This window comes from Amycolatopsis sp. NBC_01286 (assembly GCF_035982555.1).
Taxonomy (GTDB): Bacteria; Actinomycetota; Actinomycetes; order Mycobacteriales; family Pseudonocardiaceae; genus Amycolatopsis.
Genome location: NZ_CP108428.1, coordinates 7,172,147 through 7,187,298 on the forward strand (window position 1 = coordinate 7,172,147; position 15,152 = coordinate 7,187,298).

Genomic DNA, 15,152 nt, shown 5'->3' on the forward strand with positions numbered 1-15,152 from the left:
TTCGGCTCCGGGAGGACCATTCTCGCGGGGGAGAGGGGGCGCACGGTGCTGGGGATGGAAACGCCGCTGGTGACGACCGGGGTCGGCGAGCTGCTGAGCCGCGGTGAACACGCGCTGGAAGCCGACGGGGACCTGCGCGCGGGCCGGGAGTGGTTCGACCGGGCCTACCGCGCGGCGGATCAGGAGTGCGACGGCGCCGGGATGGCCCGCGCGGCGCTGGGCCTGGCCGGGTTGTGGGTGCACGAGCACCGCGGCGCGCCCGCGGCGGCGTTGCTGCAGGCGCGGTTGCGCAGCGCCCGGTCCGCCGTCGACCCGGGTTCTTCGCTCGCGTTGCGGCTGAAGGCACGGCTGGCGGGCGAAGCGGACTACGTGGCGGGGGAGAGCAACCAGATCCTCGCCGTGCTGGAGGAGGCCAAGCGCGCGGGCGACCCGGTCGCCTGGGCCGAAGCCGCCAGCCTGGCCCACCACTGCCTGCTCGGGCCGGACCACGGCGGGCAGCGCCGGGCGCTGGCCCAGGAGCTGATCACCGAGGGCTTCCGGACGTCGCGGCGCAGCGACCTGCTGATGGGCCTGCTGTGGCGGACCGTCGACCTGTTCCTCGACGGCGACGCGCACGCCCAGCGCGGGCTCGCCGACCTGCGGAGCCTGCTGGCGGAGCAGGACCACCTCGCGGTCGGGTTCGTGCTCGACGCGATCGACGTCATGCTCTGCATCCGCGCGGGCCGGTTCGCCGAGGCCGAGCAGCGGGCCGCGGCCTGCGCCCGGCGCGGTGAGCTGGCGGGCGACGCCGACGCGACCGGCTGGTACACCGCGCAGCTCGGCGCCATCCGCTGGTACCAGGGCCGCGTCGCCGAGCTGCTGCCGGTGCTGCGCGAGACGGTGCATTCGCCGACGCTCAGCGCGGTCGACAACGCGCTCGTCGCCGGGCTGGCCGTCGCCGCCGCTTCGGCCGGGGACGAGCGCGAGGCCGCCGGGGCGCTGGCGCGGCTGCGTGGCCGCGACCTGGCGCTGCTGCCGCGGTCGAGCAGCTGGCTGGTGTCGATGTACGGCATCGTCGAGTCCGCGTGCCTGGTCTCGGACGTCGAGTCCGCGCTCGCCGCGTACGCGCTGCTGACGCCGTTCGCGCGGCTGCCGATGACGGCCAGCCTCGCCGTCGCCTGCTTCGGTTCGGTGCAGCACGCGCTGGGCGTCGCGATGCTGACCGCGGGCGAGCCCGAGCGGGCCGTCACGCACTTCCGGGCGGCGGTGCGCGACAACCTGGCGCTGGCGCACTGGCCGGCCGTCGCCCTCTCGCGGGCCCGGCTCGCGCAGGCCTTGGCGTTGCTCGGTGCCCCCGAAGCCGCCCGGGAACTGGCGACGGCAACCCGGGAGGCGACGGAACTCGGGATGACGCTGCCCGCCGCACCGGCGCGGCCGGCCGGGCGGGTCACCTGCCGCCGGCAGGGCCGGCAGTGGCTGTTCGCGCTGGGCGGCCGGTCGGTGCTGGTCGAGCACAGCGTCGGCATGGGTTACCTCGCGACGCTGCTGGACAACCCGGGCTACGAGCTGTCGGCCGTCGACCTGGCCGCCGGTCCCGGCGTGACCGCCGCGACGACGTCTTCGCAGCCGGTGCTGGACCCGGCGGCGACCAGCCACTACCGCAAGTGGCTGGCCACCCTGGAAGCCGAGCTCGACGAGCACGAGGCCAACCACGACGACGGCCGCGCCGAGCGGGTGCGCTCCGAGCGCGACTGGCTGGTCGGCGAACTCTCCGCGGCGGCCGGGCTGGCCGGGCGCGTCCGCGAGTTCGCCGGCGCCGAGGAGAAGGCGCGGATCGCGGTGGGCAAGGCGATCCGCCGCGCCCTGACCCGCATCGCGACGGCCGACGCGGTGATCGGCGACGCCCTGCGCGACGGCGTCCAAACGGGCAACCGCTGCTGCTACCGCCCCGGCTGAGCTGGTCTGCCGCGGCTTGTCGTGAGTGGTAATGAGGGTTAGAACCCTCATTACCACTCACGAGGCGCTACTGGACCGCGCCGTTCTGGGTGAGCAGGGTGTCGTACCAGGCGTCGTACGGGTGGTTGGACGCCGGGTAGCTCGCCAGGGGTGTCGTCGCGTCGCCCGCCGAGTCGAAGTCCCAGCCGCGCACCAGCTTGCCCGACTGGCGAGCCGCGGTGATGAACGCCGACTCCGTCGCGGGCGCGCCGTAGAACAGCGCGCCGTCCTGCAGTTCCGCGCTGTCGCCCTTCTGGAACTCGTCGAAGGCCACCTGGCGGTAGCGGATCCGGTCGCCGGTCGCGGCGGGCGTGTCCGCCCGCAGCGTTTGCGCCGGGGTCGGGCCGTCGGCGGCGGTCCGGACCGTCACCGTCCGGCCGCCGCCGGTGGCCGTGGCGATCGGGAACCGCGCGTCAGACGTCTTGGCGTTGCCGGACCACGCGACCGTCGTGCCCGAGAGCGTGCCGTTCCAGCTCCAGTTCTGGTTGCTGCCCTGGCTCCGGTGGATCTCCCGCAGCTGCGTCCCGGCCGGGCTGGCGAACGCGACGCTCGGCAGCACGCCGTTGTCGTACTGGTGGCTGGCCTGCCAGGTGATCTCGCCGTCCGCGCCGAGCTTGCCGACGCGGTACCAGAGCGTGGTCGCGGTCTGCGACTGGTGGACCTCGACGAGGTCGCCGTTGTCGTTCAGCGCGACGGCCGGGGTCTGGCCGTTGTCGTACTTCCCGTGCCGCAGCCAGGTGATCCGCCCGTCGGCGCCGTAGGTCCCGGTCCAGTACCAGAGCCCGCCGCCGCCGGAGTCGTGCACCTCGACGATCTGGCCGCGGCCGTTCAGCGCGACCGCCGGGTGGTAACCGACGTCGCGCTTGTACTCCGCGCGCGTCCCGGCGTCGCCGGAGAGCAGCGGCAGCACACGGCCGCGCAGCGCGTCCACGGTCGGCTGGCCGGCGGGGTAGTCCTTCGCCTGCAGCAGGCGGCCGCCGAAGACCGACTCCAGCTCCTGGTTCAGCGCGGTCAGGTTGCCCGCCGCGAAGTTCGGGTTGTCGGTCAGGTCGTCCTTCAGGTCGAGCATGACGACGATCGGCGCGGCGGCCGGGTGCGCCGCCGACCACGTGTTCACCGTGGCCAGCCAGTCGCGCAGGTTGTTCGACGCCGGGTTGCCGCCGCTGTGGTCGACGAGGTTGCCGGGCGAGTCGTGCCCGACGCCGTAGTCGTGCGAGGTGTCGTAGCCGTTGTCGTGGATGTCGAGCTCGATGAACCGGACGCCGTGGTCGAGCTGGTAGGCCAGGGCGTTCTTGGCGCCGTCGACGTTGCCCGAGTAGCTGTTGTGCGTGGCCCGGAAGACCGAGCCGGTGAACGGCGGGCTCGCGGCGTGCGCCGTGCCGCCGGTCAGGAGCGCGGAAGCCGTCAGAACGGAGACGGCCAGGGCGGGCAGACGGGTCATCCTCGGGTCCTCACCTCGGGTACGGGGAGCCGTCCCATCCTGGCGGGCCGGTGCGGGCGCTGTCTCGAACTTCGGGTGGAACGTGGTGGAACGGAATGGAACGCCCAGGAGGTGACAGCAGGTTCCCGAGGGAGGAAACGTCATGACCCAGGCAAACGGACCCCAGTACCCGGAGCCGACCGGGCCGGTGCCGCCGCAGGCCGGGATGCCCGGCCCGCCGCCGCCCGGCGGTGCGCCCCAGCCCAAGGCGAAGAACCCGAAGCGGCGCCAGAAGATCGTGCTCACCATCTTCTTGATCGTGGTCGCCGCGATCCTCGCGCTGGTCTGGGTGGCCACCCGGTCCAACGGCGAGAACGCGCAGGTCGGCAACTGCGTCACCGAAAGCGGCGAGAACTACGTGAAGATCGTCGACTGCGGCGACAGCACCGCGACGCTGAAGGTCGTCGCGCGGGTCGAGGACAAGACTCAGACCGAGGCGCAGGTCAGCGCGTGCAGCGCCTACCCCGACGCCGACCAGGTGTTCTGGGAGGGCAAGGAAGGCGAGACCGGGGTCGTGCTGTGCTTGGCGAAGACCGGTAAGTAACACGATGGCGGCCGGGAAGTTCGCGTTCACCGGCTCCGGCGAACTGCGGGTCTCCAGCGGCGGGCGCACGCTCGCCGCCGCGGGCGACGTGATCGCGATCGGCGACCGGGTCTTCCGGCTGGGCGAGGTGGACCGGGTCGCCTACCACGCGGCGGCCCGGCTGCACCGGGCCAGCTACTCACTCGGCCTGGCCAGCGGCCTCGTGCGGTGCCGGTTCGGGTTCGACGCCGCGCCGGGTGAGCTGGACGACGCGCGCGAAACCTGGCGGCGGCTGGTCGAGCTGGTGGAGTCGGCGGCCTGCCCGCGGATCGCGTCGACCATGGCCGAAGCCATCACGGCCGGCGGGACGGCCCGCTTCGGGGGAGGCGGGCAGCCGCGGATCGACGCCGACGCCGGCGGGCTGCGCGGGCACCGGTTCTTCGCCGGGAAGGTGCCGTGGGGCCGGGTGCTGGGCAGCGACCTGCGGGCGGGGCAGGTGCGCGTGTGGACCGGCGGCCCGGAACCCGGGCTCGTCACGGGGATGGCGGGCTGGAACGCCGTCGTTCTGCCACGGGTCGTCGGGATCATGGTGTGCCGGGAAAAAGAATCACCGGGAAACCATTGATCACGATGTCGGGAGAATGCTCGGGAAATGCTCACGGAATAGCGGATTCGTTGTCCGTTCTGTCGCATTTGCCGGGCCGCTCGGAGATTTATGCGAAATTGTCGTGCGAATCCGGTACTTGGGCGCCCCCGGCGTCGTCATTATCCGGAGAAGAGGTGTGCGCGGACACCGGAAAGCCGCGCGAGGGGTGGGGAGGCAGCACGCGTGGGCATGGACTGGCCGCTGGTCGGCCGAGAACGGGAGCTGGCGTTCGCACGCCGGGCGCTGGGTGACGCCGAGGTGTGCGGGCTGCTGCTGACCGGGCGGGCCGGCGCCGGGAAGACCCGGCTGGCCAAGGCTTTGCTGGCCGAGCTGGAGGCCGGGGGCGCCCGCACGCACTGGGTGCGGGCGATGTCGTCGGCCTCGACGATCCCCTTCGGGGCGTTCGCCCACCTGCTGCCCGGCGGCGCGACCGGCACCGCCGACCGGGCGCACCGGCTCAACCAGGTCGCCGCGCACCTCACCCGCGGCGCGGAAGGCAGGCGGCTGGTGCTCTGCGTCGACGACGCGCACCTGCTCGACGATTTGTCCGCCACTCTGGTCCACCAATTGGCGGCGACGGCGGCCGCATTCGTGCTGGTGATCGCGCCGCACGGGGTGAGCGTGCCCGATCCGGTGTTCGCGATGTGGAAGGACCGCGTCGCGGAACGGCTCGACATCGGGGAACTCACCCGCCAGGAAACGCGGGAACTGTTCACCGCGGCGCTGGGCGGGCGGCTCGACGACGGCGCGGAGCACCGGCTGTGGCACCTCTCCCTCGGCAACCCGCTGTTCCTGCGCGAGCTCGTGCAGGGCGGGCTCGACAGCGGTTCGCTGTCGGCCGAGGATGGCGTCTGGCGCTGGAGCGGGGCGCTGCGCGCCACCCCGCGCCTGGTCGAGCTGATCGAGACCCGCACCGACCGCGTCGACGCCGACGAGCGGCGGCTGCTGGAACTGCTGGCCTTCGGCGAGACGCTGGGCAGCGACCCGCTGGTGCGGCTCGGCGCCGGGCGCGTCCTCGCGTCGACCGAGCAGGCCGGGCTGGTCGTGTCCGAACGCACCGGGCGGCGCCTCGAGGTCCGGCTCGCGCACCCGCTCTACGCCGAGGTGATCCGGCGGCGGACGTCCCCGCTGCGCCAGCGGGAGACGTTCCGGATCCTCGCCCAGACCCTCGACATGACCGGCGCGCGCCGGGCCGAGGACAAGCCGAGGCTGGTCCGGTGGCGGCTCGCGGCCGGGCTGCCGACCGACCCGCAGCTGGTCCGCGCGGCGGCGGAGACGTTGCTGCGCAAAGACTTTCCGCAGGCCGAGCAGCTGGCGAAGGAGGCCGTCCGGCTGGGCGGCGGGTTCGCCGCGAAGTTCCTGCTGGCCCAGGTGCGGATCGCCGGCGGCAGGCACGCCGACGCCGACACCCTCCTGGCCGAGCTGGCGGGCGAGACGGTGTCGGACGTGCAGCACGCCCGCGTCGCCGCGACCCGCGCCCGGAACCTGGCGTTCGGCCTGGGCCGCGCCGAGCAGGCCGAAGCGGTGCTGGACACGGCGGAGACGGCCGTGTCGTCCGGAGTGGACGAGCTGGCGACGGCCCGCGCGGCCTTGCGGGCGGCGGCCGGGGCGGCCGGCGCCGCGCTCGACCTGCTCGGCCCGGTGCTGGACCGCAACCGCCGCGGCGACCCGCTCCGGCTCGCGGCGCTGGTCGTCGCGGCCGGGGCCCTGGCGGAGAGCGGGCGCGTCGAGGCGTGCCTCGGCGTCGTCGACGAGGGACTCGCGCTCGCCGGGCGGATCTCCGACGCCGACGCGCCCGGCGCGCGGGCCCGGCTGGAGCACGCGCGGATCGTCGCGCTGTGCGGAGCGGGGCGCGTCGAAGAGGCCGAGGACCTGGCCGGCGACGGCTACCGCGACGCGATCCGGGACCGCTGGGGCCCTGCGCTGGCCGGCGCGTCGGCGTCGCTGGGCACGGTCGCGCTCGCCTACGGCAACCTCCGCGGCGCGATCCGCTGGCTGCGCGAGGCCCTCGCGACGGAGGCGCACGACCAGCCGCACGCGTTCCGCCCCGCCGTGGTCGCGGCGCTGGCCCGGGCGACGGCGATGACCGGCAAGGTCGCGAACGCGCCCGACGTTCCGGGGCCGCTCGGCACGTGGGCCCACGCCTGGGTCGCGGCCGCCCGGGGCGAGCTGACGCGGGCGGCCGAACTCGCTGCTTCGGCGGCCGCCTCGGCTGTTGCCGAAGGCCGGCTCGCGCTCGCGGCGGAGATGCGCCACGACGTGCTCCGGTTCGGCGCCGAGGTGGTTCCGGTGGATCTGGAGGGGCGCCTTCCGGCGTTGTACGCAGAGCACGCGCGCGCGTCGGACGCGGCTTCCTTGGACGAAGTCGCGACCGGCTTCGCCGACGCCGGAGCCCGGTTGCTCGCCGCGGAGGCCGCGGCGCAGGCGGCGCGGGTGTACCGGGCGGAGGGGAAGCTCGGCAGCGCGGGGACGTCGGCGCAGCGGGCGCGGTCGTGGCTGGCGTCCTGTGAGGACGCCGCGACGCCGGCGTTGGCGTTGCTGGAGACGCCGCTGGACCTGACGGACCGGGAGCTGGAGATCGCGCGCTTGGTGGCGACGGGCTTGACGAGCCGCGCGGTCGCCGACCGGCTCGTGGTGTCGGTGCGGACGGTCGACAACGTGCTGCACGGCGTCTACGCGAAGTTGGGTATCTCCGGGCGCCGCGAGCTGGCTTCGGTGGTGGGCCGGCCCGAGGTGGGGAGTAGTCCAGCCGACGCCCCGTAGGTAGTCCGCGCGGTCCCCGGCCGGGAAGCCGAGTAGCCCGCTACTCATGACCGGCGGCCGGTTCGCCCCAAGACTGGTGACAACGGAGGGGCACGGGCTTCACCGATCCGAATGTCAGGAGTGCACGAGATGACGACTTCGTCGGGCGACGTTTTCCAGAACGAGCAGGGTTCCGGTGGCGCCAACCAGTTCAACGAGCAGGCCTCGGCCGGTGGCTCGGGCAGCATCTTCCAGAACGAGCAGGGTTCGGGCGGTTCCGGGGGCGATCAGTTCAACGAGCAGGCGTCCAACGGTGGCCGCGGGGACATCTTCCAGAACGAGCAGGGTTCGGGTGGGCACGGGGGCGATCAGTTCAACGAGCAGGCCTCGAATGGCGGTCGTGGGGACATCTTCCAGAACGAGCAGGGTTCGGGTGGTTCCGGTGGGAACCAGTTCAACGAGCAGGCCTCGAACGGTGGCCGCGGGGACATCTTCCAGAACGAGCAAGGTGCCGGACGTGGCAACCAGTTCAACGAGCAGGCTTCGGCAGGCCACGGCGGCGACGTGTTCCAGAACGAGCAGGACGCGGGCGGGCACGGCGGTGACCAGTTCAACGAGCAGGCCTCCACCGACGGCGGCATCGGCGGCGCGATCTTCCAGAACGAGCAGGGTTCCGGCGGTTCCGGGGGCAACCAGTTCAACGAGCAGGCCTCGAACGGCGGCCGCGGCGACATCTTCCAGAACGAGCAGGGTTCCGGCGGGCACGGCGGGAACCAGTTCAACGAGCAGGCTTCCACGGGTGGCCACGGCGGCGACGTGTTCCAGAACGAGCAGGGCTCGGGCGGTCACGGGGGCAACCAGTTCAACGAGCAGGCTTCCACCGGTGGCTCGGGCAGCATCTTCCAGAACCAGCAGGGTTCAGGCCACGGCGGCAACCAGTTCAACGAGCAGGCCTCGACGGGCGGTTCGGGCAGCATCTTCCAGAACGAGCAGGGTTCCGGTGGGCACGGTGGTGACCAGTTCAACGAGCAGGCTTCCACGGGTGGTCACGGCGGCAGCATCTTCCAGAACGAGCAGGGTTCCGGTGGGCACGGTGGGAACCAGTTCAACGAGCAGGCTTCCACGGGTGGTCACGGCGGCAGCATCTTCCAGAACGAGCAGGGTTCCGGCGGCCACGGGGGCAACCAGTTCAACGAGCAGGCCTCCACGGGCGGCCACGGCGGCGGCGACATCTTCCAGAACCAGCAGGGCTCGGGCGGCCACGGCGGCAGCCAGTTCAACGAGCAGGCCTCGACCGGCGGCCACGGCAACATCTTCCAGAACGAGCAAGGCCACGGCGGCGGCAACCAGTTCAACGAGCAGGCGGCCACCGAGCACCACAGCCACGAACACGAGCAGCACCACGACGCCGCGCAGCACGATCACCACGTCGATCACCACCACGACGTCGACCACCACATCTGAGCCGGCTTGAGGGAAAGGGAGCGGTCATGCAGGAGCCGAGCGGCGGGGGGCGCATCGCCCTCGACACCCTCGACCTCGCGGTCAAGGGCGCCAAGGCCTACGGACGGGAAGACCTCGTCCAGCGCCTCACCGACGCCCGGCGCCTGCTGTCCGAGCCCGACATCACCGTCTACGTCGTCGGGGAGTTCAAGCAGGGCAAGAGTTCTCTCATCAACGCCCTGCTCACCGCCAAGATCTGCCCGGTCGACGACGACATCGCGACCGCGGTGCCGACGGCCGTCCGGTTCGCGCCGGAGTCCGGGGCCCTGGCGACCTACGAGCCGGCCGATCCGTCGTCGCCGCCGTGGACCGAGCGGATCTCCCTCGAAGACCTGCCGTCCCACGTGAGTGAAGCCGGGAACCCCGGCAACGTCCGCAAGCTCAAGTCCGTCACGGCGTCGATCAGCCGCCAGCTGCTCTCCGGCGGGCTGGTGCTGGTCGACACGCCCGGCGTCGGCGGCCTCGGCTCGCTGCACAACGCCGTCACGGTCAGCTCGCTGCCGCGGGCGCACGCCGTCCTGTTCCTCTCCGACGCCTCGCAGGAGCTGACCGCCGCCGAGCTGCGGTTTCTCCGGACGGTGAAAGAACTCTGCCCGTCGGTGTTCTTCGTCCTCACCAAAACCGACCTCTACCCGCACTGGCGCCGGATCCTCGAGCTCAACGCCGGCCACCTCGACGCCTGCGGCATCACCATCGACACCATCGCCGTCTCGTCGGAGCTGCGGACCGTCGCGGCCCGCTCGGCCGACCAGGAGATGAACGTCGAGTCCGGCTTCCCGCAGCTGGTCAAGCACCTCCAGGGGGTGGTCGGTGACGCCGAACGCTCGGCGCTCAACGCCGTCGGCCTGCACGTCGGGTCCGCCGTCGGCCAGCTGCACGCCGCGCTGCGGTCGCGCCGCACCTCGCTGGCGCACCCCGAGCAGTCCGCCGCGCTCATCGCGGAGCTGACCCGCGTGAACGACCGCGTCGACGCGCTGCGCAGCCAGTCTTCCAAGTGGCAGCAGCTGCTCTTCGACGGGTTCGCCGACATCTCGTCCGATGTGGACTACGACCTGCGCGCCCGGTCACGCGGTGTGCTGCACGAGGCCGAAGAGGCCATCGAAGAGGGCGACCCGGCCAAGAACTGGCCCGAGTTCGAGAAGTGGCTGCGGCAGCGGCTGGCGAACGAGACCCTGGAGAACTACGCGACGTTCATCAAGCAGGCCCGCGGCCTGGCCGGCCGGGTCGCCGAGCACTTCGAGCTCGCCGAGTCGCAGGCCGTGCTGCCGCGTGAGGTGCAGGCGCCCGTCACCGTGGTCGAAGAGATCGACATCGACTCGTCGTTCACCGGCGTCAAGACCCGCGGCACCACCGGGATGGCCGCGTTCCAGAAGGCCTACAGCGGGTTCCTGATGTTCTCGATGCTCACGAAGATGGCCGCGCTGGCCATCCCGACGCCGTTCGGCATCGCGGCCGGCCTGCTGATGGGCCGCTCCGGGTTCCTCGACGAGCGCAAGCGGCAGCTCGAGAAGCGCCGCGGCCTGGCCAAGACCGCGGTCCGCCGGTTCGTCGACGAGTTCAACCTCCAGGTGGGCAAGGACTCCCGCGACGCGATGCGGACCGTCCAGCGAGAACTCCGCGACGCCTACAGCGCGCGCGTCGAAGAACTGCAGCGCTCCCTGACCGAGGCGCTGGCCGCGGCGAAGAAGGCCGTGGTCGAAGACGAATCGGAGACAGGCGAGCTGAACCGGCTGGAGGCCGACATCGAAGCCCTCGAGGTGCTCGGCCGCCGCGCCGACGAACTCACCCTGCGCAGCACGCCCAAACCGGTAGCGGCGGTGACGCGATGACCACGCTGTACGTCCAGGTCCGCGGCTTCGTCGCCCGCGCGTGCGCCGGGTACGCCGGTACGCCCGCCGAGCCGGCGCTGCGCCAGATCGCCGGCCGGCTGGCCGAGCCGTTGCGCGTCGCCATCGCCGGGCGCGTCAAGGCCGGGAAGTCCACTCTGCTCAACGCGCTGGTCGGGCAGGAACTGGCCGCGACGGACGCGGGGGAGTGCACCCGCGTCGTCACCTGGTACCGCAACGGCCCGACCTACCGGATCATGCTGCACCCGGTCCGCGGGATGCCGCGCCAGCTGCCGTTCGGCCGGCTCAGCGGCACCCTCGGCCTCGAGCTCGGCATGGCGCCGGACGACGTCGATCGCCTGGTCGTCGACTGGCCGTCCGCCGCGCTGCGGGCCATGACGCTGATCGACACGCCCGGGCTGGGCTCGGCGCGGCCGTCGGTCTCCGAGCGCACCGAGGTCGCACTGGTCCCGGACCGCGACGGCGTCGGCACCGCGGACGCCGTCATCTACCTGATGCGGCACGTGCACGGCGACGACGTCCGGTTCCTGGAGGCCTTCCACGACGACCCCGCCGAACGGCGACCGGTCAACACGATCGGCGTGCTGTCACGGGCCGACGAGGTCGGGCACGCCCGCACGGACGCGCTGGACTCCGCGGCGAAGGTCGCCGCCCGCTACGCCCGGGACCCCCGCGTCCGCGGGCTCTGCCAGACCGTCGTGCCGGTGGCCGGCCTGCTGGCCGGCTCCGCCGCGTCGCTGAAGGAGGCCGAGTACCGCGCGTTCGGGCTGCTGGCCGCCGCGCCGCCGGCCGAGCTGGCGCGGCTGCTGACGTCGGCGGACCGGTTCGCCCGGGCAGAGTCCACAGTGGACGTTCCGGCGATGCAGCGCGCGGACCTGCTCAACCGCTACGGCCTCTTCGGCGTCCGGCTGGCCGTCGAGCTGACCGGCGGCGGCCTGGTGACCGGCGCGCGGGCGCTGTCGGGGGAGCTGCTGGCCCGCAGCGGCCTGCACCGCCTCCGGCAGCTGCTGACCACCCAGTTCGCCGCGCGGGCCGACGTCCTCAAGGCCCGTTCGGCGCTGCAGGCGGTGGAACTGGTGCTGCGGGCCTTCCCGGACCGCACCGGCGGGCTGCTGCACGAATGGGAACGCATTGTCGCCGGCGCGCACGAGTTCGCCGAGATCCAGCTGATCGACTCGATCCGGCTCGGCGTCGTGCTGTTCACCACCGACGAGGCCGGCGACGCGGAACGGCTGCTCGGTGCGGCCGGAGTGGACGTGCCGAGCCGGCTGGGCCTGCCGGCCGGCGCCGGCCGCGCGGCGATCCGGCAGGCGCTCGGCGCGCAGCTGCTGAGGTGGCAGCGGCGGGCCGAGCACCCGGCCTCACCCCGCGACGTCCGCGACGCGGCCCGCGTCCTCGTGCGGACCTGCGAGGGAATCCTGCTCAGCGAAGCCCGGGCGGAGGTCTTGTCGTGAGCGACCACGTGCAAGGGAAGATCAAGAAGGCGGTCGCGGCCGTCGCCGGCGCCACCGTCTCCGAGGTGCTGGGCAACGCGCTCACGCCGGGGTCGCCGAGCGCGCCGCCGCCGCAGCCGGAACCCGCCGCGGCCGAGACGGCGCAAGACACGTCCGGCCACGAGTACGTGCCGCACGTCGAGACGACCACCGTCACCCGCGGCGAAGACGGTTCCGTCGAGGCGCAGACCGGCACGACCTGGCACCCGGAGACCACCGACGGCACACCGCTGGCGGACCTCCCGACGGTCGAGGAGTTCGAGCAGATCGACGTCCACGAGGACGCGTTCGGCAACTTCGTCATCGACGCCACCGAACGGTTCGTCGTCCACAACCACGGCCACGACGAGGTCTACGTCGACCACCAGCACCTGGTCGTGCCCGGCGACGGCACCCCCGGCGACACGGACATCGACATCTTCCAGGACGCCGACGTCGTGGTGCACGAGAACCCGGACGGCACGATCAGCGTCGAGCACCAGGGTTCGCTGAACTACACGCTGACGCCCGACGCGCCGGGGCACGGCGACATCGAGGTCTTCCAGGAGGAGACGGTCGTGCTCGACGCGGCCGAGACCGGCCCGCCGGGCATCGAGGTCGGCATCACCGCCGACGAGAAGGCGTCCGCCGAGGATCCCTTCGGCGAACCGGCCGGGCCGACCATCCACCAGACCGAGACGGTCGGCGACCGGGCCCGCGGGACGTCCGTGACGACGTCGGTCACCGCTCCCGCGCCGTCGGTGCCCGGGCCGCCGTCGGCGCCGGTCGTCACGTTCGGCCGTCAGCCGTCCACAGTGGACGCTCCGGCCGCGGCGCCGGTCGCCGTCGAGACGACGACGCTGGCGACATCGTCCGCGCTCGCCGACCACCCGGCGTCGAAGCCGCTGAGCTTCGCGACGGAGAAGCCGAGCTTCGCGAACGAGCCCGAGCGGGCGCACCACGATGCCGGGGAAGTGACCGGTTCGCGGCCCGAACCCCGGGAAGAGCACCCGTTCGAACCGCCGAAGGACCACCACCACGAACCGGAGCCGGCGGACCCGGACGGCGAGCCGCCGGAACCACCCGGCGAGCACGACCGGCACGACCCGCGGCCGCTGGAGCCACCCGGCCCGCCGGACCACGAACAACCGCCCGAGGAACCGCAGCCGGTTCCGGACGCGGACGAGCACCACCACTTCGATCACCATGCGCACGCGGACGGCGGAGGCTGACAACAATGGGCTACGGACTGGGCATCGACCTCGGCACGACCTTCACGGCCGCCGCCGTCGACAGTGCCGGCCACGTCGAGATGGTGTCGCTCGGCGACCGCACGGCGGCCATCCCGTCGGTGGTGCTGCTGCGGGCGGACGGCAGCGTGCTGGTCGGCGACGCGGCGAACCGGCGGGCGGCCGTCGAGCCGGACCGGGTGGCGCGGGAGTTCAAGCGGCGCCTCGGCGACCCGACGCCGGTGCTGCTCGGCGGCGCGCCGCACTCGGTGGCGTCGCTGATGGCGCACCTGCTCGGCCACGTCGTGCGGACGGTCGCCGGGCAGCAGGGCGGCCGGCCGGACCGGATCACGCTGACGCACCCGGCGAACTGGGGCCCGTACAAGCGGGAGCTGTTCGAGCAGGTGCCCAAGCTGACCGGGATCGACCGCGTCGGCCTGATCACCGAGCCCGAGGCCGCGGCCGCGCACTACGCGGCGCAGGAACGGCTGGAGGACGGCGCCGTCGTCGCGGTGTACGACCTCGGCGGCGGCACGTTCGACGCGACCGTGCTGCGCAAGCGCGGCGGCGGCTTCGAGATCCTCGGCACCCCCGAGGGCATCGAAGGCCTCGGCGGCGTCGACTTCGACGAGGCCGTGTTCGCCCACGTCGACCGCGCGCTCGACGGGAAGCTGTCCCAGATCGACCCGGACGATCCCGGCGCGGTGGCCGCGGTGGTGCGGCTGCGCCAGGAATGCGTGCTGGCCAAGGAAGCCCTCTCCGCCGACACCGAGACGGCCGTGCCGGTGCTGCTGCCGTCGGTACAGACCGAGGTGCGCCTCACACGTGGTGAATTCGAGGAGATGATCCGCCCGTCGATCACCGCGACGATCGGTTCGCTGCACCGCGCGCTGCGCTCGGCGAACCTCCAGCCCGCCGACCTCGGCGCGGTGCTGCTGGTCGGCGGCTCGTCGCGGATCCCGCTGGTGTCGCAGCTGGTGTCGGCCGAGCTGGGCCGCCCGACCGCGGTCGACATCCACCCGAAGTACGGCGTCGCGCTCGGTGCCGCGGCGCTGGCGTCCGGCCGGTCCGGCCTGGTGCAGGCGACGCAGGCCCAGCTGCCGCTCCCCGGAGTGCCCCGGCCACCGGCACCGCGCACGCCGCCGAACGGGCTTGCGGTGCCGCGAACGCCGCCCGCTGGCGTCCCGGCGCGACCCGACGCCCGGCGGGCGCCCGCACCGCGCGAGGAGACGCGCGCGATGGCCACACCCGGTGTGGGCGCGCCCCCGCCGTCACTCGGCCGCGGCAAAGGCGAAGGCGCGAGCCCGGGACGCCGCGCGTCGCGCCGCGGAGTCGTGATCGGGCTGTGCGCGGTCGCGGTGGTGGCGATCGGCGGGGTGGCGGTGGCGGTGAGCAGCTCGGGCGGTGGCGGCTCGGCCGGCGACCCGACGTCGGCGCCGGCATCGACGAGCGACACGCCGACGCTGGTCAGCATCCCGTCGCCGTCGGACACACCGGAGACGACCCACGCGACGGTGGCCCCACCGCACACGAACCCACCGGCCACGACGCACCGCAAGACCCCACCGCGGACCACAACGCCGACGCACACCACCACCCCGACGACGACCACCAGCTGGACGACCACCACGAGCGCGAAGCCCACGCCCTGAGCCAGGGGGAGTCCGGAAGGGACGCGGGCCGTGCACCGTCGGGGGGCACGGCCCGCGCCCCCGGGCCCAGGCTCCGGGCCGGGC

At 73.3% G+C, this 15,152-nt stretch carries 10 protein-coding genes; 9 read left to right on the forward strand and 1 reads right to left on the reverse strand.

The window, feature by feature from the left end; genetic code table 11:
* The first annotated feature begins 54 nt into the window (after positions 1-54).
* Positions 55-1,935: a hypothetical protein gene (locus OG570_RS33775; protein WP_326953049.1), complete on the forward strand. Its 1,881-nt coding sequence runs from the start codon at positions 55-57 to the stop codon at positions 1,933-1,935.
* 67 nt (positions 1,936-2,002) lie between these two features.
* Here OG570_RS33775 and OG570_RS33780 read toward each other — a convergent pair whose 3' ends face one another.
* Positions 2,003-3,415, reverse strand: coding sequence for a hypothetical protein (locus OG570_RS33780; protein ID WP_326953050.1), 1,413 nt, complete (start codon positions 3,413-3,415; stop codon positions 2,003-2,005).
* A gap of 142 nt (positions 3,416-3,557) precedes the next feature.
* On the opposite strand from OG570_RS33780, the gene OG570_RS33785 reads away from it, so the two are divergent.
* The 8 genes from OG570_RS33785 (at position 3,558) to OG570_RS33820 (ending at position 15,068) form a co-directional block, all read left to right on the forward strand.
* Complete coding sequence (locus OG570_RS33785; RefSeq protein ID WP_326953051.1) at positions 3,558-3,998, forward strand: LppU/SCO3897 family protein; 441 nt, start codon at positions 3,558-3,560, stop codon at positions 3,996-3,998.
* 4 nt (positions 3,999-4,002) lie between these two features.
* Complete coding sequence (locus tag OG570_RS33790; RefSeq protein WP_326953052.1) at positions 4,003-4,602, forward strand: hypothetical protein; 600 nt, start codon at positions 4,003-4,005, stop codon at positions 4,600-4,602.
* 210 nt (positions 4,603-4,812) lie between these two features.
* On the forward strand, positions 4,813-7,386 hold the full coding sequence (locus tag OG570_RS33795; protein WP_326953053.1) for an AAA family ATPase: 2,574 nt from the start codon (positions 4,813-4,815) through the stop codon (positions 7,384-7,386).
* A 129-nt stretch (positions 7,387-7,515) separates the two neighbouring features.
* Positions 7,516-8,829 (forward strand): glycoprotein, encoded by a 1,314-nt coding sequence (locus tag OG570_RS33800; RefSeq protein ID WP_326953054.1) that lies wholly within the window; start codon positions 7,516-7,518, stop codon positions 8,827-8,829.
* Positions 8,830-8,855: 26 nt separating this feature from the next.
* The gene (locus OG570_RS33805) at positions 8,856-10,697 is read left to right on the forward strand and encodes a dynamin family protein (RefSeq protein WP_326949921.1); all 1,842 of its coding nucleotides are present in this window, start codon (positions 8,856-8,858) and stop codon (positions 10,695-10,697) included.
* A complete protein-coding gene (locus OG570_RS33810) occupies positions 10,694-12,169 on the forward strand; it encodes a dynamin family protein (protein WP_326953055.1) in 1,476 nt (491 codons plus the stop codon). Before OG570_RS33805 ends, OG570_RS33810 begins: the two co-directional genes overlap by 4 nt.
* On the forward strand, positions 12,166-13,419 hold the full coding sequence (locus OG570_RS33815; RefSeq protein ID WP_326953056.1) for a hypothetical protein: 1,254 nt from the start codon (positions 12,166-12,168) through the stop codon (positions 13,417-13,419). Before OG570_RS33810 ends, OG570_RS33815 begins: the two co-directional genes overlap by 4 nt.
* A gap of 5 nt (positions 13,420-13,424) precedes the next feature.
* Positions 13,425-15,068, forward strand: coding sequence for an Hsp70 family protein (locus tag OG570_RS33820; protein WP_326953057.1), 1,644 nt, complete (start codon positions 13,425-13,427; stop codon positions 15,066-15,068).
* Positions 15,069-15,152 lie beyond the last annotated feature (84 nt).

Excerpts from the sequence above, each read along its gene's own strand:
- OG570_RS33780 (WP_326953050.1), bottom strand. The coding sequence starts at position 3,415 with ATGACCCGTCTGCCCGCCCTGGCCGTCTCCGTTCTGACGGCTTCCGCG.
- OG570_RS33795 (WP_326953053.1), top strand. The coding sequence starts at position 4,813 with ATGGACTGGCCGCTGGTCGGCCGAGAACGGGAGCTGGCGTTCGCACGC.
- OG570_RS33805 (WP_326949921.1), top strand. The coding sequence starts at position 8,856 with ATGCAGGAGCCGAGCGGCGGGGGGCGCATCGCCCTCGACACCCTCGAC.
- OG570_RS33810 (WP_326953055.1), top strand. The coding sequence starts at position 10,694 with ATGACCACGCTGTACGTCCAGGTCCGCGGCTTCGTCGCCCGCGCGTGC.
- OG570_RS33785 (WP_326953051.1), top strand. The coding sequence starts at position 3,558 with ATGACCCAGGCAAACGGACCCCAGTACCCGGAGCCGACCGGGCCGGTG.
- OG570_RS33790 (WP_326953052.1), top strand. The coding sequence starts at position 4,003 with ATGGCGGCCGGGAAGTTCGCGTTCACCGGCTCCGGCGAACTGCGGGTC.
- OG570_RS33820 (WP_326953057.1), top strand. The coding sequence starts at position 13,425 with ATGGGCTACGGACTGGGCATCGACCTCGGCACGACCTTCACGGCCGCC.
- OG570_RS33800 (WP_326953054.1), top strand. The coding sequence starts at position 7,516 with ATGACGACTTCGTCGGGCGACGTTTTCCAGAACGAGCAGGGTTCCGGT.
- OG570_RS33775 (WP_326953049.1), top strand. The coding sequence starts at position 55 with ATGGAAACGCCGCTGGTGACGACCGGGGTCGGCGAGCTGCTGAGCCGC.